At 71.9% G+C, this 22,938-nt stretch carries 11 protein-coding genes; 9 read left to right on the top strand and 2 right to left on the bottom strand.

Annotated features, from left to right (window positions below):
- Window positions 1-17 precede the first annotated feature (17 nt).
- Window positions 18-4,397 (bottom strand): hybrid sensor histidine kinase/response regulator, encoded by a 4,380-nt coding sequence (locus G6R24_RS02220; RefSeq protein WP_225438032.1) that lies wholly within the window; start codon window positions 4,395-4,397, stop codon window positions 18-20.
- 174 nt (window positions 4,398-4,571) lie between these two features.
- On the opposite strand from G6R24_RS02220, the gene G6R24_RS02215 reads away from it, so the two are divergent.
- The 3 genes from G6R24_RS02215 (at window position 4,572) to leuS (ending at window position 10,889) form a co-directional block, all read left to right on the top strand.
- Window positions 4,572-6,785, top strand: coding sequence for a SpoIIE family protein phosphatase (locus tag G6R24_RS02215; RefSeq protein WP_163547494.1), 2,214 nt, complete (start codon window positions 4,572-4,574; stop codon window positions 6,783-6,785).
- Between the two features lie 174 nt (window positions 6,786-6,959).
- Window positions 6,960-8,048, top strand: coding sequence for an ATP-binding protein (locus G6R24_RS23570; RefSeq protein ID WP_338083876.1), 1,089 nt, complete (start codon window positions 6,960-6,962; stop codon window positions 8,046-8,048).
- Window positions 8,049-8,384: 336 nt separating this feature from the next.
- On the top strand, window positions 8,385-10,889 hold the full coding sequence (leuS, locus tag G6R24_RS02205; RefSeq protein ID WP_163547493.1) for a leucine--tRNA ligase: 2,505 nt from the start codon (window positions 8,385-8,387) through the stop codon (window positions 10,887-10,889).
- Here leuS and G6R24_RS02200 read toward each other — a convergent pair.
- A complete protein-coding gene (locus tag G6R24_RS02200; RefSeq protein WP_163547492.1) occupies window positions 10,852-12,300 on the bottom strand; it encodes a type III PLP-dependent enzyme domain-containing protein in 1,449 nt (482 codons plus the stop codon). The two genes, leuS and G6R24_RS02200, sit on opposite strands and share 38 nt — an antisense overlap.
- A 540-nt stretch (window positions 12,301-12,840) precedes the next feature.
- Between G6R24_RS02200 and G6R24_RS02195 the strand changes: the two genes are divergently transcribed.
- From G6R24_RS02195 to G6R24_RS02170, 6 genes are read left to right on the top strand one after another with little or no spacing between them, the layout of a single operon-like run.
- The gene (locus G6R24_RS02195; RefSeq protein WP_163547491.1) at window positions 12,841-14,367 is read left to right on the top strand and encodes a diaminobutyrate--2-oxoglutarate transaminase family protein; all 1,527 of its coding nucleotides are present in this window, start codon (window positions 12,841-12,843) and stop codon (window positions 14,365-14,367) included.
- The gene (locus tag G6R24_RS02190; protein WP_163547490.1) at window positions 14,364-15,986 is read left to right on the top strand and encodes a pyridoxal phosphate-dependent decarboxylase family protein; all 1,623 of its coding nucleotides are present in this window, start codon (window positions 14,364-14,366) and stop codon (window positions 15,984-15,986) included. The genes G6R24_RS02195 and G6R24_RS02190 overlap by 4 nt, the downstream gene beginning before the upstream one ends.
- Entirely contained in the window at window positions 15,983-17,854 is a 1,872-nt protein-coding gene (locus G6R24_RS02185; protein WP_225438031.1) for an IucA/IucC family protein, read from the top strand. Before G6R24_RS02190 ends, G6R24_RS02185 begins: the two co-directional genes overlap by 4 nt.
- Window positions 17,851-19,422 (top strand): lysine N(6)-hydroxylase/L-ornithine N(5)-oxygenase family protein, encoded by a 1,572-nt coding sequence (locus tag G6R24_RS02180; protein WP_476727346.1) that lies wholly within the window; start codon window positions 17,851-17,853, stop codon window positions 19,420-19,422. The genes G6R24_RS02185 and G6R24_RS02180 overlap by 4 nt, the downstream gene beginning before the upstream one ends.
- Window positions 19,419-21,407: an IucA/IucC family protein gene (locus G6R24_RS02175; protein WP_163547489.1), complete on the top strand. Its 1,989-nt coding sequence runs from the start codon at window positions 19,419-19,421 to the stop codon at window positions 21,405-21,407. The genes G6R24_RS02180 and G6R24_RS02175 overlap by 4 nt, the downstream gene beginning before the upstream one ends.
- Window positions 21,404-22,930, top strand: coding sequence for a glutamine synthetase family protein (locus G6R24_RS02170; protein WP_163547488.1), 1,527 nt, complete (start codon window positions 21,404-21,406; stop codon window positions 22,928-22,930). Before G6R24_RS02175 ends, G6R24_RS02170 begins: the two co-directional genes overlap by 4 nt.
- The last annotated feature ends 8 nt before the right edge of the window (window positions 22,931-22,938 follow it).

Genomic DNA, 22,938 nt, shown 5'->3' with positions numbered 1-22,938 from the left:
CACCATACGCGATCTGATCAACACAGATGCGCGCGCATCACCCCGAGGAGGTGTTCCAGGTCAACCGGCTTGGTGATGTAGTCCGACGCACCGGCGGTAATGCTCTTCTCGCGATCTCCGGGCATCGCCTTCGCGGTCAGGACGAGGATCGGAAGATCCGCGAACGCCGACATGTCACGGATCATCGACGTCGTCTCGTTGCCGTCCATCCCGGGAAGCATGACGTCCATCAGAACGAGATGCACCGGCCCGGTGTCCTGTTGCAGGGTGCGGATCGCGTCATGGCCGTTGTCGGCGTAGAGGACCCGCATCCCGTACATCTCCAGGGCGCTTGTCAGCGCGAACACGTTACGGACATCGTCGTCCACGACCAGCACCGTCGTGTCGATCAGCGGATCCGGCCCGTCGTGGGCGTCGGCCGGGGCCCGTCCGTCCACATCGGCGGGCTCGGTGAGGAACGGGATGCCCGTGTTCTCGGTCGCTCGCCAGCCGCTACCCGGTTCCGCGGAACCGCCCGCGCTCGTGTCCGAACCCCGCCCCGTCCCGCCGAGGCCGACACCCCCGGCGGAGCCCTTCATGACCCCACCAGCGCCCGACGAGGACCACACGGTGTGCACGCCGCTCGAGCCGCCCGACCCGCCGGCCGCGCCACCCTGACCACCAGCGGCACCCTGACCACCAGCGGCACCCGGGCCGGCCGGGCCGGGGGTGAGCCCGGTGCCGGCGGGAAGCTCCGGCACCGCCACCGCGGGGCGTTCGACCGTGGCCGGCGCCTCGCCGCCCCCGCCGGGCGAGGAGGCCGGCAGCAACTCGCCGATGGCACGGCCCGGCCCACTGTCGGCAGCTCCGACGATCATGAGGACATCGTCAGGCTCACCGGGTGTGACGCCGAACGCCGGCATCTGCGCCAACGGCGCCGACGGCAGGTACAGCGTGAACGTGCTGCCATGGCCGACGACGCTGGAGACCGCGATCGAACCGCCGAGCAGGCGGGCGATCTCCTTGGAGATGGACAGGCCGAGCCCGGTACCGCCGTAGCGACGTGAGGTGGTGCCGTCGGCCTGCTGGAACGCCTCGAAGATCATGCGAAGTTTCTCGGCGGCGATCCCGATCCCGGTGTCGCTGACGGCGAACGACAGGACGGTGCCCGCCGAGCGCAGGTGGCTGGCCAGGTGCGGGGTGTCGGGACGGACGAGGGTGACGTCCAGACGCACCGTGCCGCTGTCGGTGAACTTCACCGAGTTCGACAGCAGGTTCTTGAGCACCTGCTGCAGACGCTGCTCGTCGGTGACGAACTCGTCCGGCACGTTGGCGGCCAGGCTGACCTCGAACGCCAGCCCCTTCTCGTCCGCGACCGGCCCGAAGACGGTGGCGACCGCGTCGCACAGCGCGCCGGTGCGCACCGTGGTGGCGTCCACGTCCATCTTGCCGGCCTCGACCTTCGACAGGTCGAGGATGTCGTTGATCAGGCCGAGCAGTTCCGAACCGGCGGAGTGGATCGTCTCGGCGAAGTCGATCTGCTTCTGGGAGAGGTTGCGGTCGGGGTTGTCGGCGAGCAGCTTGGCGAGGATCAGCAGGCTGTTGAGCGGGGTTCGCAGCTCGTGGCTCATGTTCGCCAGGAACTCGGTCTTGTACTGCGAGGACAGCGCGAGCTGCTCGGCCTTCTCCTCGAGGCCGATCCGGGCGAGCTCGATCTCGCGGTTCTTGTCCTCGAGCAGCGCCGCCTTCTCCTCCAGCTCGTTGTTGGTGCGCTGCAGCTCGACCGACTGCGAACGCAGCTCCTGGGTGAGCCGCTGGGACTGGGCGAGCAGCTCCTCGGTCCGCGCGTTCGCCATGATCGTGTTGAGCACGACGCCGATGGTGTCGACGAGCTGGTCGACCAGGATGAGATGCAGCTCGGAGAACGGTGTGAACGACGCCAGCTCGATCACACCGAGTACCTGGTTCTCGAACACCACCGGGACGACGACGAGGTCACACGGCGGCGCCTCACCGAGCCCGCTGCGGATGTTGAGGTAGCCGGCGGGTACGTGCTCGACCCGAATCCGGTTGCGTTCGAGCGCCGCCTGGCCGATCAGACCCTCGCCGAACAGGAACGTGCCGTCCGAGCGGCGGCGCGGCACCGAACCGTAGCCGGCGACGTAGCGCAGCTTGTCGCCTTCGATGAAGTCCAACAGGTAGACGGTGCCATGCTGGGCGCCGACCGCGGGCGCCATCTCGCTTATGATCATCTGGCAGACCGCGTAGAGGTCGCGCTGGCCCTGCATCTTGCCGCCGATGCGGGCCAGGTTCGACTTCAGCCAGTCCTGCTGCTCGTTGACCTCGGTGGTCTCCCGCAGCCGGGCGATCATCCGGTTGATGTTGTCCTTGAGCTCGGCGACCTCACCCTCGGCCTCCACCGTGATGGACCGGGTCAGGTCACCACGGGTGACGGCGGTGGACACGTCGCCGATGGCACGAAGCTGGATCGTCAGCGTCGTCGCCAGCTGGTTGACGTTGTCGGTGAGGTCCTTCCAGGTGCCGGCGACCCCGGCGACGGTGGCCTGGCCGCCGAGTTTGCCCTCGACACCGACCTCCCAGCCGACCCGGGTGATCTCCGCGGCGAACGAGGAGAGCTGGTCGACCATCGTGTTGACGGTGTCCTTGAGCTCGGCGATCTCACCCTGCGCCGACACGGTGATCTTCTGCGACAGGTCGCCGCGGGCCACCGCCGTCGTCACCAGGGCGATGTTGCGGACCTGGCTGGTCAGGTTGCCCGCCATCGAGTTCACCGACTCGGTCAGGTCACGCCACACCCCGGACACCCCACGCACGTGCGCCTGCCCGCCGAGCGCCCCCTCCGTGCCGACCTCGCGGGCCACCCGGGTCACCTCGTCCGCGAACGACGACAGCTGGTCGACCATCGTGTTCAGGGTGTCCTTGAGTTCGAGGATCTCGCCCTGCGCGGTGACGGTGATCTTCTGCGACAGGTCGCCGCGGGCCACCGCCGTGGCCACCAGGGCGATGTTGCGGACCTGGCTGGTCAGGTTGCCCGCCATCGAGTTCACCGACTCGGTCAGGTCACGCCACACCCCGGACACCCCACGCACGTGCGCCTGCCCGCCCAGGTTGCCCTCGGTGCCCACCTCCCAGGCCACCCGGGTCACCTCGTCCGCGAACGACGACAGCTGGTCGACCATCGTGTTCAGCGTGTGCGCGAGGCCGGCGACCTCACCGCGGGCGTCGACGGTGATCTGCCTGGTCAGGTCGCCGCGGGCCACCGCCGCCGCCACCTCGGCGATGCTGCGCACCTGGGTGGTCAGATTGCCGGCCATCACGTTGACCGAATCGGTGAGGTCCCGCCAGACCCCGGAGACCCCCTTGACCTGGGCCTGGCCGCCGAGCTTGCCCTCGGTGCCGACCTCCTTGGCCATCCGGGTGACCTCGTCGGCGAACGCCGAGAGCTGGTCGACCATCGTGTTGACGGTCGACTTGAGCTCGTGGATCTCACCCCGCGCGTCCACGGTGATCTTCTGGGACAGGTCGCCCTGGGCCACCGCCGTGGTCACCTGGGCGATGTTGCGGACCTGGCTGGTCAGGTTGCCCGCCATCGAGTTCACCGACTCGGTCAGGTCCGCCCAGACCCCGGAGACCCCCTTGACCTTCGCCTGTCCGCCCAGGTTGCCCTCGGTGCCCACCTCGCGGGCCACCCGGGTCACCTCGTCCGCGAACGAGGACAGCTGGTCCACCATCGTGTTCACGGTGGTACCGATCCGCAGGAACTCGCCGCGCACCGGCTGGCCGGCGATCTCCAGCGCCATATGCTGGGACAGGTCGCCCTCGGCCACCGCGGCGATGACCCGGGCGACCTCGTGCGTCGGCCGGGCCAGGTCGTCGATGAGGGAGTTGACCGCCTGCGTCATGTCCGACCAGCCACCCGGGCTGCCCAGATCCTCCATCCGCAGGGTGAGCCGCCCGTCCCGGCGGATGACCTTGCTGACCCGGGCCAGTTCGCGCGCGTGGCGCTCCTGCAGCGCCGCCAGTTCGTCGAACCGTCGCAGCACCTCACCCGCCACACCGCCCTGGGCCGCACCCGGCACCGAGAGCCGGGTGGAGAAGTCGCCCTCGCCCAGCCTGGTCAGCCCGACCAGCAGATCGGCGATCAGATCGTCCGACGACGGCCGGGCCACCCCGACATCCCCACCGACCTGGGGTGCATGCGGGTCGTGTGGTGCATGGGGGACGATGGTCGCGGTAACGTCGCGGCCGGACGAGGCACCACCGGCACCAACGGCACCGGCACCAACGAACAAGGCGTCGGCGCTCGACACGGCAGGATCGGCACTGGGGGCGGGCGCATCGGCGGGCACAGCAGAGTCGCGGCGGGCCGGGGACTGGTCGTCGTCAGTGGCACTCATCGGTCTCCTAGCTGAGCTCGGTCGGCACGATCGTCTCGGACGACAGGCCGGGCGGAGCTGCCCGGACCAGGGGGCGATCTCCATGGGGCACCGACGTGGCGGACGTCGGTGGACAGGTGACACCAGCCGCCAGTATCCGCCTCACGACGGACAACGCAGGAGAGACTAAGCGACATGACTGGCGCAGGAGGGGGTCCGGCGACGTCGACGCATGCCATCACGCTGCCGCCCACGCCCGACTCCCCTCGGTCCGCGCGACGGTTCGTACTCGAAACCCTACGCGGACGTCTCGACGATGATCTGCTGGATTCCGCACTACTGCTCGTGACGGAACTGGTCACCAACGTCGTGGTGCACGCGGGCACCGCCGCCACCGTCGACGTGCGCCCACAGGGCCCCGGCGTGCGCATCGGCGTCGCGGACCGCCATCCCGTACGCATCGGGATGTCCCGGGTCAAGAAGGTCGAGGTGCCCCGGCCGCCGTCCGCGTTCGCCGAGGAGGCCGACTTCGGCATCGACGGGCTCCGTGAGGACGGCCGTGGCCTCGCCCTCGTGGACGCGTTGGCCACCAGTTGGGGCACCGAGCACGGCCGTGGCGGCAAGACCGTCTGGTTCCTGCTCACACCCCCCGACGTCCCCTCCACCTCCGTCGGGACCACCTCCGTCGAGACCCTCTCCGTCGACCTGACGGACGAGGATGCCGGCCCCGGCCACACCGGCGGTGACGGCACCTACAGCGGCGGCACCGGCGGTGACGGCACCGAGGTGGCCGTCGTGGTGCCGGCGCAGGCCCGGCCGCCACGGCTGATCGCCCGCGACACCGCCCGCGCGCTCACCGCCGAAGGTGAGGTGAACGAACTGCTGGCGCAGCTCGTCGACGCGCTCGCGGTCAACGCCGGTGAGGTCCGCCGGCCCGGGCGCGACGGTGGACGGGTCGAGGTCGTGGCGACCCTCGGTGCCCTCGGCGAGGACATCGACGCCCTCGCCTTCCCACTCGACCCCACCCAGAGCAGCCTCGGTGAACTGCTGCTGTGGCCGGAGTCGACGGTGGGCCTCACCCACGGTGACGTCGAACGGGTGCGGTTGGCCACCCGCTGGATGGCCCTGGCCCTCGGCGGTGGCGACATGCGCCGAGCCGAGGAACGTCGCATCGGCATGCTGTCGTTTCTCGCCGAGGCGTCCGACCTGCTCGCCGGCAGCCTCGACATCGGCCACTCGATGGCCCTGCTGGCACGGCTGCCCGTCCCGCGCCTCGCCCAGTGGTGCACCGTCTACCTTCATCGGGAGAACGCCGATCCGACGCTGTGGCAGGCCACCCACGCCGAGGAGAGCATGGAGAGCGCGCTCGCCGACGCGGCCGCGGACCCGACCGGCCCGCTGATGGCCGCGGTGCGTGGCGCCAGCGGAGACCGGGCCCGTTCCCTGGCCGCGTTCGGCGGTCCGGCACTCGTCATGGTGCTGCGGGCCCGCCGTCGGGTACTCGGCGTGCTGGCCCTGGGCCGTCCCGAAGGCAACGCGTTCGCCGCCGACGAGATCGACCTGCTCGCCGACCTCGCCCGCCGGGCCGCGTTCGCCATCGACAACGCCCGGCTCTACAGCCGGCAGGTGGAACTCGCCGGCACCTTGCAGGCCGGCCTGCGTCCGCCCGAGCTGCCCGAGATCACCGGCCTCGACCTCGGCTCCGCCTACGGCGCCGCGCAGTCCGCCGGCCTCGACGTCGGCGGTGACTTCTTCGACCTGCTGTGGGGCCCGCTCGGTTGGACGATCGCGATCGGTGACGTCTGCGGCAAGGGCGCCGAGGCCGCCACCGTCACCGGGGTGGCCCGCGCCGTGCTGCGGCTGCTCACCGGTCGCGGCACCGACCTCGGTGAGGTCCTGCTCGAACTGAACCGGACGCTGCGTGACGCCGCCGCGGCCCACCCGAACGGTCAGGGACGCTTCTGCACGCTGGCCGCGGCCTCCGTGCTCGGCCCCGTGCTGTCCGAACCGGACCCGTCCGTGAGCGGCACCGGGGCGGCGGGCGTGCGGCTACGGCTCTTCCTCGCCGGGCACCCGCAGCCGGTCGTGCTGCGCGCCGACGGGCAGGCCGTGCTCGTCGGCCGACCCGGGACACTGCTGGGCGTGCTCGACGACGACGAGGTGGCCTTCCCCGCCATTGATGTCACGCTGCGTCCCGGTGAGGCGTTGATCTTCTACACCGACGGTGTCATCGAGGCCCGGGCCGGCAACGAACTACTCGGTGAGGACCGGTTGCTGGCCGCCGTCGGCGACTGCGCCGGACTGTCCGCGCAGGGCATCGCCGACCGGGTCCGCACCGCCGCCGAACGCTTCGCCGGTGGCAACCTGCGCGACGACGTCGCGATCCTCGTCGCCCGCGTACCCGAGTAAACCCCCGGTGGCGATCCCCCGGTGCCCGACATCCGCCCAGGTCAACAGGCCTGAACCGGGTTGGATGCCCGCCTGGCATCGGGTTAATCGGCGCGATCCGGATACCGACGCTTCAATCCGGCCCGGGCGGGTACACCAGACCTCGATGTCCTCGTTGTTCAGGCTTGGTGGTCGATGAGCGCGTCTTCGGTTCCGATGGACGTGGTGCGGCAGGCGACGACGCGATGCCCGCCCGCAACCCATATTCTCGCCGAACTGCCGTACCTTCCCTCGGCCGTTCCGCAGGCTCGGCATGTCCTGCGGGAGGGCATGCGGCTGGCCTCCATCCCGGAGGACGTCGGCAGCACCGCTGAGCTGCTCGTGAGCGAGCTGGTGACCAACGCCGTCAAGTACGGCGAGCCACCGCTGTGGCTGTTCATCGAGATGCGACCCGGTCTCATCCACGCCTCGGTGTCGGACACGTCCACCGTGCTGCCGCAGCGCCGCACCGCCGACGCCGACGCCGAGGGCGGCCGTGGCCTGCTCGTCCTCGACGCCCTGGCCGGCAGCTGGGGAACCGTGGCCGCGGAGTCCGGCAAGTACCTCTGGTTCGACCTGCCGGTGCCCCCGCTCAGCCCCGACGCGAGCACCACCGACGCGACGACCGCAGACTCGACGACCGCAGACTCGACCACCCCCGACCCGACCGCGCGGGCCCAGGATTCGTCCGACCGATCCGACCCGCCGGCCGCCCCGCGGGAGGGCACCACCCCGCCCCAGGGCGCCACCGCGCCGGACGACACCCCCGCGCCGGACGACACCAGCTCCCGGGACGACACCGGCTCGCTGCCTGACCAGGTGGTGCCGCCCGCGACTACGCCGAGGTCGGCGCCCGCGCCGGGCGCCACCGAGTATCCCCTCGGCGGCGCGCGCCCCGGTGGCGCGCCGCCCGTCTCCGCCGCCGGGAGCCCGGCCGCCGCGGGCACGATCGCGGCGCCCAGCCGACCACCCGCGTCCTTCTCGTCATCCCGCTCGACCCTGTTCACCATGGGTCGGCTGAGCGACCCGGCCCGGTCGCTGACCGCGCGGCCCCACCCCGGCTCCGATCCCCGCGGCGCCCAGGCCCGCCCCGGTCGGGAGTCCCGGCTGGCCCGCGACTCCCAGCCGGGCCACGGCGGCCGGGACAGCCGCGATATCCGAGATGTCCGGGACAGTCGCGATGTCCGGGACGGCCGGGACAAGACGACCGAGGCCGATCCGACGATCGTCACCCGGCTGCTCTGAGGTCCGCCGCGGTGCCGGCCGAGCGCGCACGTCCGCCGGCGGGCCGCGCCCGACGCGGCGACCAGCCCACCTGACGATCATTCGCCCGACCTGACGATCACGGGCCACGGCGGTCATCCGGCCGGCGGCTCGAAGGACCATCGGTGCGCGGCGCGCGGCAAACCGCGCCTTTGGCCTGCGGGTATACTTGCGCTCCAGGTTGGAAGTCGCGAGATCCGGTGGGATTTATAGCCAGCAGAAAGCCATGTCAGCGGAATTATAACTGTCGACCGATCACCTCAACAACGGCTGGACGTGCGGGTCGGTGCGGCCGACTCCCCCGACAAGGACTGTTACATGGCGCAGAACGACACCACCGACGTCTTCGAACCGTCCGTGGACAACGAGGCCACGCTCAAGCTCTGGCAGGATCGGCACTCCTTCGAGGTGGCCGACCTTCTGCCCGCGGACGACGACAAGCGGCGGCGTTATGTCGTGAGCATGTTCCCCTATCCTTCCGGGGACCTGCACATGGGCCACGCCGAGGTGTACAGCATCAGCGACGCGATCGCCCGGTTCGAGCGTCTGCGCGGCGGTGCCGTTGTCCATCCCATCGGCTGGGACTCGTTCGGCCTTCCCGCGGAGAACGCGGCGCTGCGCCGAAACCTGGATCCGGCCGAGTGGACGTACCAGAACATCGAGGTGCAGGCGGAGTCGTTCAAGCGGCTCGGTATTTCCTTCGACTGGCGCACCCGGCTGCACACCTCCGACCCCGAGTACTACCGCTGGAACCAGTGGATTTTCCTGCGGATGTTCGAGAAGGGCCTCGCCTATCGCAAGGCGGCCCCGGTGAACTGGTGCCCGACGGACAAGACCGTGCTCGCCAACGAGCAGGTCATCCAGGGTAAATGTGAGCGGTGCGGCACCGAGGTCATCAAGCGGAAACTCACCCAGTGGTTCTTCCGCATCTCCGACTACGCCCAGCGTCTGTTGGACGACATGGCCCAGCTCGCCGGCAACTGGCCGGACGACGTCCTGGCGATGCAGCGGAACTGGATCGGCCGTTCGGTCGGCGCCCACATCGACTTCGCCGTCGACGGCCGCGCCGAGCCCGTCCGGGTCTTCAGCACACGTCCTGACACGTTGTACGGGGCGACGTTCTTCGTCGTGGCCGCGGATTCACCGCTGGCCGACGAGCTGTGCGCGCCGGAGCAGGCCGCCGCGCTCGCCGACTACCAGGCACGCACCCGCGCCACACCGGAGCTGGAGCGGCTGGCCACAGACCGGCCGATGACCGGCGTCTCCCTCGGCCGGACCGCCCGCAATCCGCTGACCGGCGACGCGGTGCCGATCTACGCGTCCGACTACGTGCTGGCCGAGTACGGCACCGGCGCCGTGATGGCGGTACCCGCGCACGACCAGCGTGACCTCAACTTCGCGCGGACGCTCGGGCTGCCCGTGCGGGTCGTCGTCGCCACCGACGAGCCGGACCCGGCCACGACCGGCGTCGCGACCTCGGGCGACGGTCGGCTGGTGAACTCCGGTCCGCTGGACGGGCTGACCGTGCCGGCGGCGAAGGCCGCGGTCATCGCGGATCTCGAGGCCCGCGGCGCGGGCACCGCCGCGGTGACGTTCCGCGTGCGCGACTGGCTCATCTCCCGGCAGCGTTACTGGGGCACCCCCATTCCGATCATTCACTGCGAATCCTGCGGTGAGGTTGCGGTGCCCGATGACCAGCTGCCGGTCCGGCTGCCGACCACCGGCTATGAGCTGCGTTCCCAGGACGGCAGTTCGCCGTTGCAGTCCGCGACGCAGTGGCTGAAGGTCACCTGCCCCACCTGTGGCGCGCCGGCCACGCGGGACACCGACACGATGGACACGTTCGTCGACTCGTCCTGGTATTTCCTGCGTTTCCCGAACCCGACCTACACCGACGGCCCGTTCGACCCGGCCGGGGTCCGCGCCTGGCTGCCGGTGGACGAGTACGTCGGCGGCAAGGAACATGCCACCGGCCATCTCTTCTACGCCCGTTTCATGACCAAGGTGCTGCACGACCTGGGTTATCTGCCGTTCACCGAGCCGTTCACCCGCCTGACCAACCAGGGTCAGGTCATCATGAACGGCAAGGCGATGAGCAAGAGCCTGGGGAACCTGGTCAACCTGCAGGACCAGCTCGCCCAGTACGGGCCGGACGCGGTCCGGATCACCATGCTGTTCGCGAGCCCCCCCGAGGAGGACATCGACTGGGCCGATGTGTCCCCGGGCGGTTCCACCAAATGGCTCAACCGGGTGCTGCGGCTCGTGCACGACATAGGTAAGCCCACCACGGATGGTTCCGCCCCGGAAGCTCCCGCGGGCGGCGGGTCGGACACCGGTGATCCGGCGGTCCGCAAGCAGGTGCATGCGCTGATCGCCGCGGTGACGCAGGCGATGGAGGGCAAGCGGATCAACGTGGCGATCGCCCGGCTGATGGAGCTGACGACGGCGGTGAAGAAGGCCCACGACGCACGTGCGACCCCGGATGCCGCCGTGCGCGAGGGAGCGTCCTCGCTCGTGCGGATGCTGTCCGTCGTCGCGCCGTTCACCGCCGAGGAGGCCTGGTCGCTGCTGGGGAACCAGCCGTCGGTCACCGACGCCGGCTGGCCCTCGTTCGATCCGACGCTGCTCGTCGAGGAGACCGTGACCTGTGTCATTCAGGTCAACGGAAAGGTCCGGGACCGGATCGAGGTGCCGACGGCGGTGACCGAGGACGAACTGCGTGACCTCGCCCTCGACGCGCCGAAGATCCGCGGGCTGCTGGCCGGCGCCGAGGTCCGCAAGATGATCATTCGGGTGCCGCGGGTCGTGAACCTGGTGCTCTGATCGCCGTGTCCCCGCCCGGGTCGTCCCCGCTCGTCTCGTCCGCCGGTGCGAGCGCGAGGACGACCCGGCGGGGCCGGGCATGCCCCAGGAACTCGGTGAGGGCGAACTCGTATCCGTAGGCGCCGGCCATCGGGAAGACGACGACGTCACCGGGACGCACCGAGTCGACCGTGATGTCGCGGGCCAGCGTGTCCTCCGGGGTGCACAGCTCCCCGACCACCGTCACCGCACGCGGCGCCGACGGCACCGGCGCCGCCGCGGTGCCGCCGCGGCGCACCACGGCGAAGTTGTGCACGATCTCCCAGGAGATCGGCAGCGCGAAGTGGTGGATGCCACCGCGCAGCACGACGAAGTCGGTGCCGTAGGAGTGCTTCACATCGATCACCTCGGCGGTGTACCAGCCGCAGTCGGCGACGAGCAGCCGGCCCGGCTCGAAGATCACACGCACGTCGGCGGGGATCCTCAGACGGCCCAGCCCCTCCCCGAACCGGGCCAGGGCGAAGGGGCGTTCGCCCCGGCGATCGGGCTCGAACGGCACCCCGAAGCCACCCCCCACGTCGACCACACGCAGTTCCATCCGGGCGGTCCGGGCCGTGCGGATGGCGAAGTCGAGGCACCAGCGGACATAGTCCAGGTGGGCCAGCGCATCGAGGTTCGCGGCCACCGCGTGGACGTGGAAGCCGGCCACGTCCAGATGGGGCAGGCGCCCCGCCAGTTCGAGGACGGCGGGCACCTCCGGTTCCGGGATGCCGAACGCGCTCGGCCGTCCGCCCATCCGCAGCGACCCGGTGAGGTGCACCTGCCGGGGATTGACCCGCAGCGCCACGGTGACCCGCCGGCCGAGGCGGGCCGCGAGGTCCTCCAGCCGGCGCAGCTCACCCGCGCTCTCCACGTTGATCACGGCGTCCACGTGCTGGGCCGCATCCGGTAGCTCGGCCAGCGCGGTCAGCAGGGCGGCCGACTTGGCCGGGCCCGAACTGACCAGTCGCCGCCGGCTGGAGGCCACCCCGGGTCGCCTCGATCCCACCCGGTCAACGGCCGCACGCCCAGCGGCCGCCCGGTCGAAGGCCGCCAGGGCGTGGCGCACCTCGCTGGTCGACGAGACCTCGAAACCGTGGATTCCCAGGCCCGGCTGACCCGACGTGGCCGGTTCGGCCCGCCGCGGGCCGGCCAGCAGGGCGTCGAGAACCGGCGGGAATCCGTTCGCCTTGATCGCGTAGCAGATCTCGGCCCAGTCCGGCAGGCACTCCCGCAGGGCCGCGGCATTACCGGCCGCGACCGCCGGGTCATACAGATAGGCGCTGCTGGCGGCCGTGCCGGCCCGGCCCTGGCGCACCGCGTCCAGCACCGTGCTGGGCAGGCTGTGCGCCGCCAGGGCGGGCAGTCCGGCGGCCGACGGCGGCAGTTCCATCCGTGCGCTCCTCTCCGCGGCTCGGGACCGTGTCCGGTGGGCTTCGCGTCGCACGACAACCGATGGGTCCCGGGTCTGGGCCGCAGCCTGCCCCCTGCGGACCATCCATCGGGGCGATACGCTGAAATAGCGCGCAAACGAACATCGCTTCCCGCCAATCCGCACGGATTGGTCACCGCGGGCATCCGGAGTGGTCCCACCGGATCACCGGATCACCGCATCCGCGCATCACCACTGTCAGATTGCGGCCGCAACTGGATCACACGCCCAACACCGACGGATTCGGTGCGTCCGTCCCCGGTGACCACCCACACGCATGAGACTGACCGCACACTTCCCGGCCGGCGGCGTGCTCCACCACCTCGTGGAGCGTTTGCGCGACGAGGTGGGGTATGCAGGCGGACTATGGGCTGATCGCCGCCCAGCGGTGGCCGCGCCAAGCACGACCGAACCTGCCGTCGCCGACGCGCGTCACACCATTCTCCGATAAGTTAGGTTAGGCTTCCCTCAAACAGGTCCGCTCAAAAGGGAGTCGCCCCCTTGACGATTTCCGCTCACAGCGGCACAAATGCCGGCTCTTCCGTTCCGGCGGTCGATGCGGCCGCGATCCTTACGCGCCAGCGCAGCCGAGAGTCCGCTGCTCGCACCTATGCACGCACCCTCCCGATCGTCCCGGTCCGGGCGGAAGGCGCGATCATCCATGGCGCGGACGGGCGGCGCTATCTGGACTGCCTGTCCGGCGCCGGCACGCTGGCGCTGGGTCACAACCATCCGGATGTCATCCAGGCGATCAGCGAGACGCTCGCCAGCGGCGCCCCCCTGCACACCCTGGACCTGGCCACCCCGGAGAAGGACGCCTTCGTCGAGGAGCTGCGGGCCAGCCTGCCGGCGGGCCTCGGTCCGGACGCGAAGCTGCACTTCTGCGGCCCGAGCGGCTCCGACGCGGTGGAAGCGGCGATCAAGCTCGCCCAGACCGCGACCGGCAACCAGACCCTGCTGGCCTTCACCGGCGGCTACCACGGCATGACCGCGGGGGCGCTCGCGGTCACGGGCAACGTCGCGGTGAAGAATCCGCTGCCCGCGTCGGGGTCGGTGGTCCGCCTGCCGTTCCCGCACCCCTACCGCTGCCCGTTCGGGGTGGGCGAGGCCAGTGATCGCAACACCGGTCCGGGCGGTGCCCAGCTGTCCATCAGCTACATCGAACGACTGCTGGATGACCCGCTCGGGGGGGTCACCAGTCCGGCCGCCCTGGTCGTCGAACCCGTCCAAGGCGAGGGGGGGGTGGTGCCGGCACCGGACGAGTGGCTCACGGCGGTCCGCGAGATCACCCGGCGGCGCGGCATCCCGATGATCGTCGACGAGGTGCAGACCGGAGTGGCCCGAACGGGCCGGTTCTGGGCTGTCGAACACAGCGGGATCACCCCCGACATCCTGGTGATGTCCAAGGCGATCGGCGGCGGCCAGCCCCTCGCGGTGATCGCCTACCGGGCGGAGCTGGATGTCTGGCTGCCCGGGGCGCACACCGGCACCTTCCGCGGTAACCAGCTCGCCATGGCCGCGGGGCGCGCCACCCTGCGTCGGGTCCGGCTCGACGGGCTGGACGACCGCTGCGCGCGCCTCGGTGCGCGGATGCTGGCCGGGCTCGCCGAGATCGCCCATGGGCGCCCGCAGATCGGCCATGTGCGCGGCCGCGGGCTCATGCTCGGCGCCGAGATCGTCGACCCGAGCGGCGAACCGGACAGCGCCGGCGCGTATCCGGCCGACCCTCGGCTGGCCGCCCTGATCCGGGCGGAGAGCCTGCACCGAGGCCTGATCATCGAGCTCGGCGGCCGGCACTCGGCGGTGATCCGCCTGCTACCACCCCTGATCATCACCGAGGCGCAGATCGAACGGGCCCTGGCCATGCTGGCCGACGCGGTCGACGCCGCGGTGCGCCGACTCGGCTCGACGCCGGCCACACCGGCCGCCCCCGGCCCGCCCGGTCTGCCCGGATCGGGCCCGGGGCGGCGCCTGCACGCCGGCTGCGGATCACGGGAGAGACCGGACACCGGCCGCGAGGCCACATGAGTAGTCCAGCCGGGCCCCCGCTGGTACTCGCCGAACTCGTCACTCTGTGTCTGGCCGCGCTGGACGACGGGCAACGCCGACGAGGCGGCCCGCTGCCCGCCGGTGGGCCCGCGCGGGTGCGGGCCGACATCCTCGCGGCGCTGGGCGCCTCCCCCGAGGGGACCAGCGACCCGACGGAACCGACGGAACCGACGGAGCCGACGGAGCCGACGGAGCCGTCCGGGCTGTTGACCGCGGACGGGATCGGCGCCGCGGCGGCGCTGACCGACCTGGTCACCGCGCTTGCCGCGGGCAGCGTGGCACCGGCGGATCCCTGGTGCGCCGCCCATCTGCACTGCCCACCGCTGCCGGTGGCCGTGGCCGCGGACCTCGCGGTCAGCGCGCTCAATCCCTCCCTGGACTCCTGGGATCAGGCGCCGGCGGCGACGACGGTGGAGACCGAGGTCGTCGCCGCCCTCGCGACGCTGGTCGGCTTCGATCCCCGGCGGGCCACCGGCACGATCACCACCGGCGGCAGCGAGTCCAACCTGCTGGGCCTGCTGCTGGCCCGGGACGCGGCCTTGGGCCGCGCGGCGCACCACGACCGACGTGCGCCGCGGGTGTTCCGCTCGAGTGCCGCGCACCTGTCGGTGGACCGGGCCGCCGCCGTGCTCGGCCTGCCCGACCCGGGGGTCGTCGAGATTCCCACCGACGAGCACGACCGGATGCGGGTCGACCTGTTGCGTCAGGCGCTGGCCGAACACGAGGGGCCGGCCGTGGTGGTCGCCACGGCCGGCACCACCGACGCCGGCGCGATCGACCCCCTGCCCCAGATCGCGGCGGCGCTCGCGGAGCACCGCCGTAGGCCCTGGGCCACCGGCGGGCCGGCGGCGGCGCATCGCCCGGACGTGCCCCCCGTCGATCCCACCACCCGCGGCTGGCTGCACGTCGACGCGGCCTACGGCGGCGGGGCGTTGTTCTCCACGCGCCTGGCCGGGCTGCTGACCGGCCTCACCGAGGCCGACTCGGTCGCGCTGGACCTGCACAAGTGGGGGTGGCAGCCGGCGCCGGCCGGGGTGTTCCTCACCCCCCGTCCGGACGGCTGGCCCAGCCTGCGGGCCGCCCACGCGGACTACCTGCGGGCGGACGACGACGAGGCGGCGGGCTACCCGAGCCTGCTCGACCGTTCACTGCGCACCACCCGGCGACCCGACAGCTTCCCGATCGCCGTGACCCTGCGCGCGCTCGGCCGTCGCGGTCTGGGCAGCCGGGTGGACGCCTGCCACGAGCTCGCGCTGCACGCGCAGCGGCAGGTGGCCGCCGATCCGCGGCTGGAACTCGCCTTCCCCGTCACGCTGAGCACCGTCGTCTTTCGCTACCGCCCGACCGGCCCGGGCGATCCGGACGAGGTGAACGCGCGGATCCGGCGCCGGCTGCTCCATGACGGTCGGGCCGTCATCGGCCGCACCCGGACCGGGCCGCGACGATCGGTCCAGCTCAAGCTCACCCTGCTCAACCCGGCTGCCACCCAGGCGGATGTGACGGCGCTGCTGCGCCTGATCGCCACGACCGGTGATCTGCTGGCCCAACCGGGCCAGGCCACGGACGAGGAGCCGCCCCCCAGGAGAACCGCGCCGTGAGCCACCAGGCCGGAGCGGACGTGGGCACGGGTGCGGATGGCGCGCTCGGTGGACAGCCGAACGTGGCTGTCGTCGCCGCCGACATCACCGCGGAGACCCTGCTGCGCTGCTGGCTGCGGGAAAGCGATCTCCTGCCGGCGGCCAGGACCGACTCGGACACCGTCTGGGTGCCGCTGCTGGCCTCGGGGCTGCGCGTGCGCCTTCGACTGACCTATCGCTCACCGACCGGCTGGCACCGCTTCGACCAGCCCGAACTGGTCGGTGCGGACGGGACCTCGGCCGGACCGATCAGCGCCGGCCTGCTCGCGGCGCTGATCGTCGAGGAGATCACCGGCGAGCGGGGCCCGTCGACGGCGAGCCTGACCGCCCTGCAACGCATCACCGAGGCGACCGCCCGGATCGCCGGCCATCTCCAGGCCCGCCGCGCATCCCCGCACCCGGCGTCGGCCCTGCCCGCACCGGCCCTGGCAGCGTCGGCGTCGGCCCTGCCGGTCCGCCAAGCGCCCTTTCTGGTCGCGGAGCAGGCATCCCTCACCGGACATCCGTTCCACCCGGCGGCGCAGAGCCGCCACGGCGCCTCCGACGAGGCGATCGCCCGCTACTCCCCCGAACGGGGGGGCTCGTTCGCCCTGCACTGGTTCGCCGCGCACCCCACCGTTCTGGCCATGTCCGGTGCCGCCCCCCACACGGACCTGATCCGGCTGCTCACCGACCTGTACGACGGCGGCCCACCGCCGGCTGGGTTCGTGCCGATCCCGGCGCACCCCTGGCAGGCCCGGGAGCTGCTTTCCGACCCGGCCGGGCCGGTCGGCGCGCTGCTCGCGGACGGCCGGCTGGTCGACCTCGGCGTCGCCGGTGCCGCCTGGCACGCCACCACCTCGGTGCGGTCGGTCTGGCGGCCGGACCGCGCGGTGATGCTGAAACTGTCGTTGGGCCTGCGCATCACCAACTCCCGGCGGGTCCTGCTGCGTGACGAGCTGCGCCTGGCCGAGACGATCACCCGGCTGGTCGACGCCGGGCTCGGCGCCGCCCTCGCCGCCCGGCATCCCGCCTTCCATCTGATCGGGGAGCCGCACTGGGTCGCCGTCGACGCACCGGGCCTGGAGACGGCCCTGCGGACCAATCCGTTCGGGCCCGCCGATCGGGCGGTGTGCCTGTCCGCCCTGCTCACCATCCGGCCCGATCGGGCGGTGGACGGCCTCGGCCGGGCCCGCGCCGCGATGCTTCCCGCACTGCTGATCGCCCGCCACACCCGCCACACCGAGTCGCTCGGGAGCCTCGCCGAGGCGTGGTTCGACCGGTACCTGGCCGTCCTGGTGACCCCCGTGCTGGACCTCTACCTGCACCACGGGGTCGGGATCGAGGCGCATCTGCAGAACACCCTGGTCAGCCTGGACGACGATGGCTGGCCGGTGGCCGGCTGGTACCGCGACAGCCAGGGCTACTACATCGGCGAGTCGGCCGTCGAGACCACGCGCCGTCTGCTCCCGGGCTTCGCCACCGGGCTCGACGTGGTGTTCCCGGACACGCTGATCATCGATCGGATCATCTACTACCTGTTCGTGAACAACGTGTTCGCGGTCGTCGGCGCGCTGGGAGCGGCCGGTGTCGCCGACGAACACCGCCTCCTTGGCCGGGTCCGCGCGCTGCTCACGCGGCTGGACCGCACCGCCCGCACGGGCCAGGCTGACCACCGCCCGCCGCGAGCTCGTCGCCGGCTGCTGTCGGCTCTGCTCGGCGCCACCACGTTGCCCAGCAAGGGCAATCTGCGGACCCTGGTCGACGGACGTGACGAACTGATCGGGCCGGTGACCACCCAGTCGGTCTACGTGCAGATTCCGAATCCGCTGTTGGAGGGCGCCCCGTGAGATCCCCCGTTGCGACCGCCGGCGGTGACCGGAGCGTGCCGGCCAGCGAGCCGGCCGGGTCCGGTCCGTCCCGGCCGCAGGACACCGTCTACGACGTCGTCGGGATCGGGCTCGGTCCGTTCAACCTGTCGCTGGCCGCGCTCGCCGACGGCCTGCCCGCCGTGCGGTCCGTTTTTGTCGACCAGGCGCCGGCCTTCAGCTGGCATCCGGGGCTGCTGCTGGACGGCACCACGTTGCAGGTGCCGTTCCTGGCCGATCTGGTCACACTCATCGATCCGACCAGCCGGTGGTCGTTCCTGTCCTACCTGCGGGCCCACGACCGGCTGTTTCGCTTCTACTTCTACGAACGCTTCCACATTCCGCGGCGGGAGTACGACGCCTACTGCCGCTGGGTCGCCCGCGGTCTGCCCTCGACGCACTTCGGTGTCCGGGCCGAGGCCGTCCACTGGGACGCCACCGCCGGCCTGTTCCGGGTCACGCTGCGCCGCAGCGGTTCCCCCCAGGATGGGGACGCGTCCCCCGAACCGACCAGGGCCTGGTCCGCTCGGGTGATCCACGCCCGGAATCTGGTCCTCGGCATCGGCACCGAACCGGCCGTTCCGGCCGCCTTCACCGGTGTCTCCCCCGATCGGGCCTTCCACAGCGCGCACTACCGGCAGCGCCGGGCGGAACTGGCCGACCGGCCCCGGATCACCGTGGTCGGATCGGGCCAGTCGGGGGCGGAGATCGTCGCCGACCTGCTGCGTGGCCCCGCGCCGGCGGGCCGTCATCTGACCTGGGTGACCCGCACCCCCGCCTTCGCCCCGATGGAGTACTCCAAGCTCGGACTCGAACAGTTCACCCCCGACCACGTGCGCTACTTCCATGGTCTGGCCCAGCACCGCAAGGACGCCCTCGTGCCGGCGCAGTGGCAGCTGCACAAGGCGATCGACACGGACACGATCGCGCAGATCTACGACCTGCTCTACGAGCGCACCATCGACGGCGGCGAGCCTGGGGCCACGCTGCTGCCGGGTGTCACGGTCGAGACGGCGAGCCAGTGCCACGAGCGCGACGAGATCACCCTCGCCTGCCGCCATCGGGAGCAGGACGTCCCCTTCGCGCTGGCCGCGGACGCCGTCGTGCTGGCCACCGGGTACGCCGCCCGTCGCCCCAGCCTGCTGGGTCCGATCGCGGGCCTGCTCGAGCTCGACGCCAACGGGCGGTTCGTGGTCGACGACCGCTATCGCGTGGCGACCACCTCCGAGGTCACCGGACGCATCTACGTCCAGAACGCCGAGCTGCACACCCATGGGGTCGGCGCCCCCGATCTGGGTCTCGGTGCGTGGCGATCCGCCGTGATCCTCGACGACCTGACCGGTGGGCGCGCCCACCGGCTCCCGCCGCCCAACGCGTTCACCACCTTCGGCGCCCCGCCGCCCGCGCCACCGCCAGCGGCCACCCACCCCGGCACCGGCGCTGCCCCCGCCACCGCCACCGACACCGACACCGCGGCCAGCATCCGGACCGCCGACGTCCCAGGTGCCACCCGGCCCGATCCGGGGATCCTCGATCGGGTACGACCGTGACGGGCCCGGTCGAGTGCCCTCCGACGTCCGCGGGCGAGACCGCCGCGCGCTGGCGGCAGGCCGGCCGGGCCCTGCTGGTCCGACTTCTCGCCGAGCTGGCCTACGAGGAGCTGATCGCCCCCCTGGCCGAACCGGAGATCGGGCCAGCGGCCGGCCGGTCGGGCCGGGTGACGAGCCCCCCGGACATCCGACCGGCGGATGCCGCGATCGGGCGGGGTCCGGTGCGGGCCTACCGGGTGCCGACCGCCCACGCCGACTACCGCTTCCAGGCCCGGCGCGGAACGTTCGGTTCCTGGTGGATCGAATCCGCCAGCGTGGCGCGGACTCCCACCGCCGGCGCGGACCAGGCCGCGGACGATCCGGTGATGTTCCTGCGGGAGGCGCAGTCCCTGCTCGGCTGGTCCGATCCCGTCCTCGCCGATGTCATCCGGGACCTGCTCGCGACCCAGGCCGCCGATGCGCGGCTGCTGGCCGGCGCACGGCCCGCGGCGCGGCTCGCGGACCTGTCCCTCACCGCCCTCGAGGGATGTCAGAGCGGCCACCCCTGCCTGGTCGCGAACAAGGGGCGCATCGGCTTCGCCGCGGCGGTGGAGCGCTACAGCCCCGAAAGCCATCGTCCCTTCCGGCTGGTGTGGGTCGCCGCCCATCCGGACCTGGCTGTCTGGTCCGAACTCTCCGGTCAGCCGAGCCAGGTCGGGTTCCTGGCACAGGAACTCGACGAGCCGGTCCGGCTGCGGTTCGCCGAGGTGCTCAGGGCGACCCTGGCCGAGCTGGCGTCCTCGGGCAGCGCGCGGCCCGCCGCCGCCGCTGATCCGGCCGGGCCGGTGTACGTGTGGCTTCCGGTGCATCCCTGGCAGTGGGAGAACGTGGTCGTCGCGCTGTTCGCGGCGGAACTGGCCACGGGACGCCTGGTCCATCTGGGCGAGGCGCCGGACCGTTATGTCCCGATGCAGGCGGTGCGCACCCTGGCCAACGTCGACCGGCCGAGGCGGCGCAACGTCAAACTCGCCCTGATGATCCGCAACACGCTGGTCTGGCGTGGGATGTCGGCCGCCGACGCCCTCGCCGGGCCGCCGGTGTCCCGCTGGCTGCTCGCACTGTGCGCCGCCGACCCGTTCCTGCGTGAGGTCAGCGGTCTCCAGCCGCTGCCCGAGGTCGCCGGGGCCGCCGTCAGCCACAGCGCCTACGAGGCCCTGCCCGCGGCGCCGTATCGCCTGCACGAACTGCTCGGGGTGATCTGGCGGGAGCCGGTGGACGCCTACCTGGCCGAGGGGGAGCGGGCCCGCAGCCTCGCGTCGCTGCTCATGATCGGCTCGGACGGGAGATCGCTGCTCGCCGAACTCGTGGCCCGATCGGGCCAGGAACCCCGGGTCTGGCTACGGGCGCTGTTCACCGCGCTGCTCCCCGGCCTGCTGCACTTCCTGTACCGCTACGGCGTCGCGTTCACCCCACATGGCGAGAACGTGCTGTGTGTCTTCGACGCCGAGCAGATCCCCCGGCGCATCGCGATCAAGGATTTCGGGGCGGACGTCGAACTGGTCGACGGCCACTTCCCCGAGCGTGGGCCGCTGCCGGCGGCGGTGGACGAGCACTGCCGTCGCTGGCCCGGCCGCGAGCTCGCACATGCGGTGCTCTCCGCCGTCTTCGCCGGGCACTTCCGCTACTTCTCGGTCCTCGTCGCCGATCATCTCGAGGTCGACGAGGAGGAGTTCTGGGGGCTGGTCCGCGCGACGATGGACGACTACCACGCCCGTTTCCCCGAGCTCGCCGCCCGCTTCGGCGAGGTCGACCTGCTCATCCCCCGATTCGACCGGGTCTGTCTGAACCGAGAGCAGTTCGCCGGTGCCGGGTTCCACGACCGACCCGCACGTGACGGCGGGTTCGACCTGATGCGGGGTACCGTCGCCAATCCGGTGGCCAGTGTGCCCGGCCGCCCCATCCCACCGGCGCCGCCCAGATGGACGGGACGAACGGAGAGCACATGACGTCGTTGCCGGCGCCGATTCCACCCGCCCGGTCGGGGCAGGAGCTCACCCCCCCGGCCGCCGCACCCGCCGAGGCGACCGACCGTCGAGGAACCCAGACGCTGCACGAACTGATGCACGGTGACGACCCGATCGACGAGATGGTCGTGGCCACCGTCGACCTGCAGGGCCGGCTGGTCGGCAGCGCGGTGTCCCCGGAGCACTTCGCCGACGAGGTGCTCCCCCAGGGGCTCGGGGCCTGCACCTACCTGCACGCCGTCGACGTCGACATGCGGACCGACGACGGCTTTCCGCACACCCCCTGGCACGGTGGTTTCGGGGACCTGCGGCTGCGCCCCGATCTGACGAGTCTTCGCCGGGCACCGTGGCGCCGCTCGTGCGGGGTGGTCCTCGCGGACGCCTACTGGCCCGACGGGACGGTGGTGGACGTCTCTCCCCGGGCCATCCTTCGCCGTCAGCTCGACGCGCTGCGCGAGGCGGGCCAGCAGGCCCTGGTCGGCACCGAACTGGAGTTTCTGGCCTTCCGCGAGTCCTACGACCGCGCGGCCCGACGTTCGTGGGCCGGACTCACCCCGGCCAGCCGCTACAACATCGACTACGCCCTGTTCGGCACGGAGGGGCTGGACGATCTGACCCGGCGCATCCGGCTGGCGATGCGCGAGGCCGGCATCGCGGTGGAATCGGCCCGGGGGGAGGTCCATCCGGGCCAGTACGAGATCGTGTTCCGGTACGCCGAGGCGCTGGCGGCCTGCGACATCCACGCCCTGTACAAGATCACCGCGAAGCGGATCGCCGCGGCCGGCGGGCAGGCGTTGACCTTCATGGCGAAGTACGACCAGGGCGAGGGCAACTCCTGCCACATCCACCTGTCCCTGCGCGACGTCACCAGCGCGGAACCCGTCTTCGCGGCCGCCCCCGACCAGCACGACGCACCCGGTGACGGAGCCGGCGCTGGGACCGGGCGGCCTCCTCACCGACCCGGACGGCCCGCCCGCACGGACACCGTCGGCATGTCACCCCTGATGTGCTCCTTCGTGGCGGGGCAGCTGGCCTGCCTGGCCGACTTCACGCTGCTGTTCGCACCGAACGTCAACTCCTACAAGCGCCTCGCTCCCGGGGCGTTCGCCCCGACCGGGATCAGCTGGGGCCGGGACAACCGGACCTGCGCGGTGCGGGTGGTCGGTGCCGGGGCAGGCCTGCGCATCGAGCACCGGGTGCCCGGTGGGGACGCGAACCCGTACCTGGCCGTCGCCGGTATCCTCGCCGCCGGCCTGTACGGAGTTCGCCACGGGCTGGAACTGGAGCCCGGACGGGTCGGTAACGCGTTCACGATGCCCGGCCTGCCTCCGCTGCCGACGACGCTGCGCGCCGCCGTCGACCGGTGGCGGTCCAGCCCCGTCGCCCGGGCGGCCTTCGGCGAACGGGTCGTCGCCCACCTAGCCCATGCGGCCGAGGTCGAACTGACCGGCCACGAGCGGACCGTCACCGACCGGGAGCGCCAGCGCGGCTTCGAGCGCAGCTGACCCCGCCG

Source organism: Candidatus Frankia nodulisporulans, from assembly GCF_902806475.1.
GTDB classification, from domain to species: Bacteria; Actinomycetota; Actinomycetes; order Frankiales; family Frankiaceae; genus Frankia; species Frankia umida.
This window is presented reverse-complemented; position numbering and strand designations above follow the sequence as displayed.

What these genes read in the sequence shown, in the direction of transcription:
- G6R24_RS23570 (WP_338083876.1), top strand. Translation starts at nt 6,960, where the DNA reads ATGAGCGCGTCTTCGGTTCCGATGGACGTGGTGCGGCAGGCGACGACG.
- G6R24_RS02200 (WP_163547492.1), bottom strand. Translation starts at nt 12,300, where the DNA reads ATGGAACTGCCGCCGTCGGCCGCCGGACTGCCCGCCCTGGCGGCGCAC.
- G6R24_RS02170 (WP_163547488.1), top strand. Translation starts at nt 21,404, where the DNA reads ATGACGTCGTTGCCGGCGCCGATTCCACCCGCCCGGTCGGGGCAGGAG.
- G6R24_RS02220 (WP_225438032.1), bottom strand. Translation starts at nt 4,397, where the DNA reads ATGAGTGCCACTGACGACGACCAGTCCCCGGCCCGCCGCGACTCTGCT.
- G6R24_RS02215 (WP_163547494.1), top strand. Translation starts at nt 4,572, where the DNA reads ATGACTGGCGCAGGAGGGGGTCCGGCGACGTCGACGCATGCCATCACG.
- G6R24_RS02190 (WP_163547490.1), top strand. Translation starts at nt 14,364, where the DNA reads ATGAGTAGTCCAGCCGGGCCCCCGCTGGTACTCGCCGAACTCGTCACT.
- leuS (WP_163547493.1), top strand. Translation starts at nt 8,385, where the DNA reads ATGGCGCAGAACGACACCACCGACGTCTTCGAACCGTCCGTGGACAAC.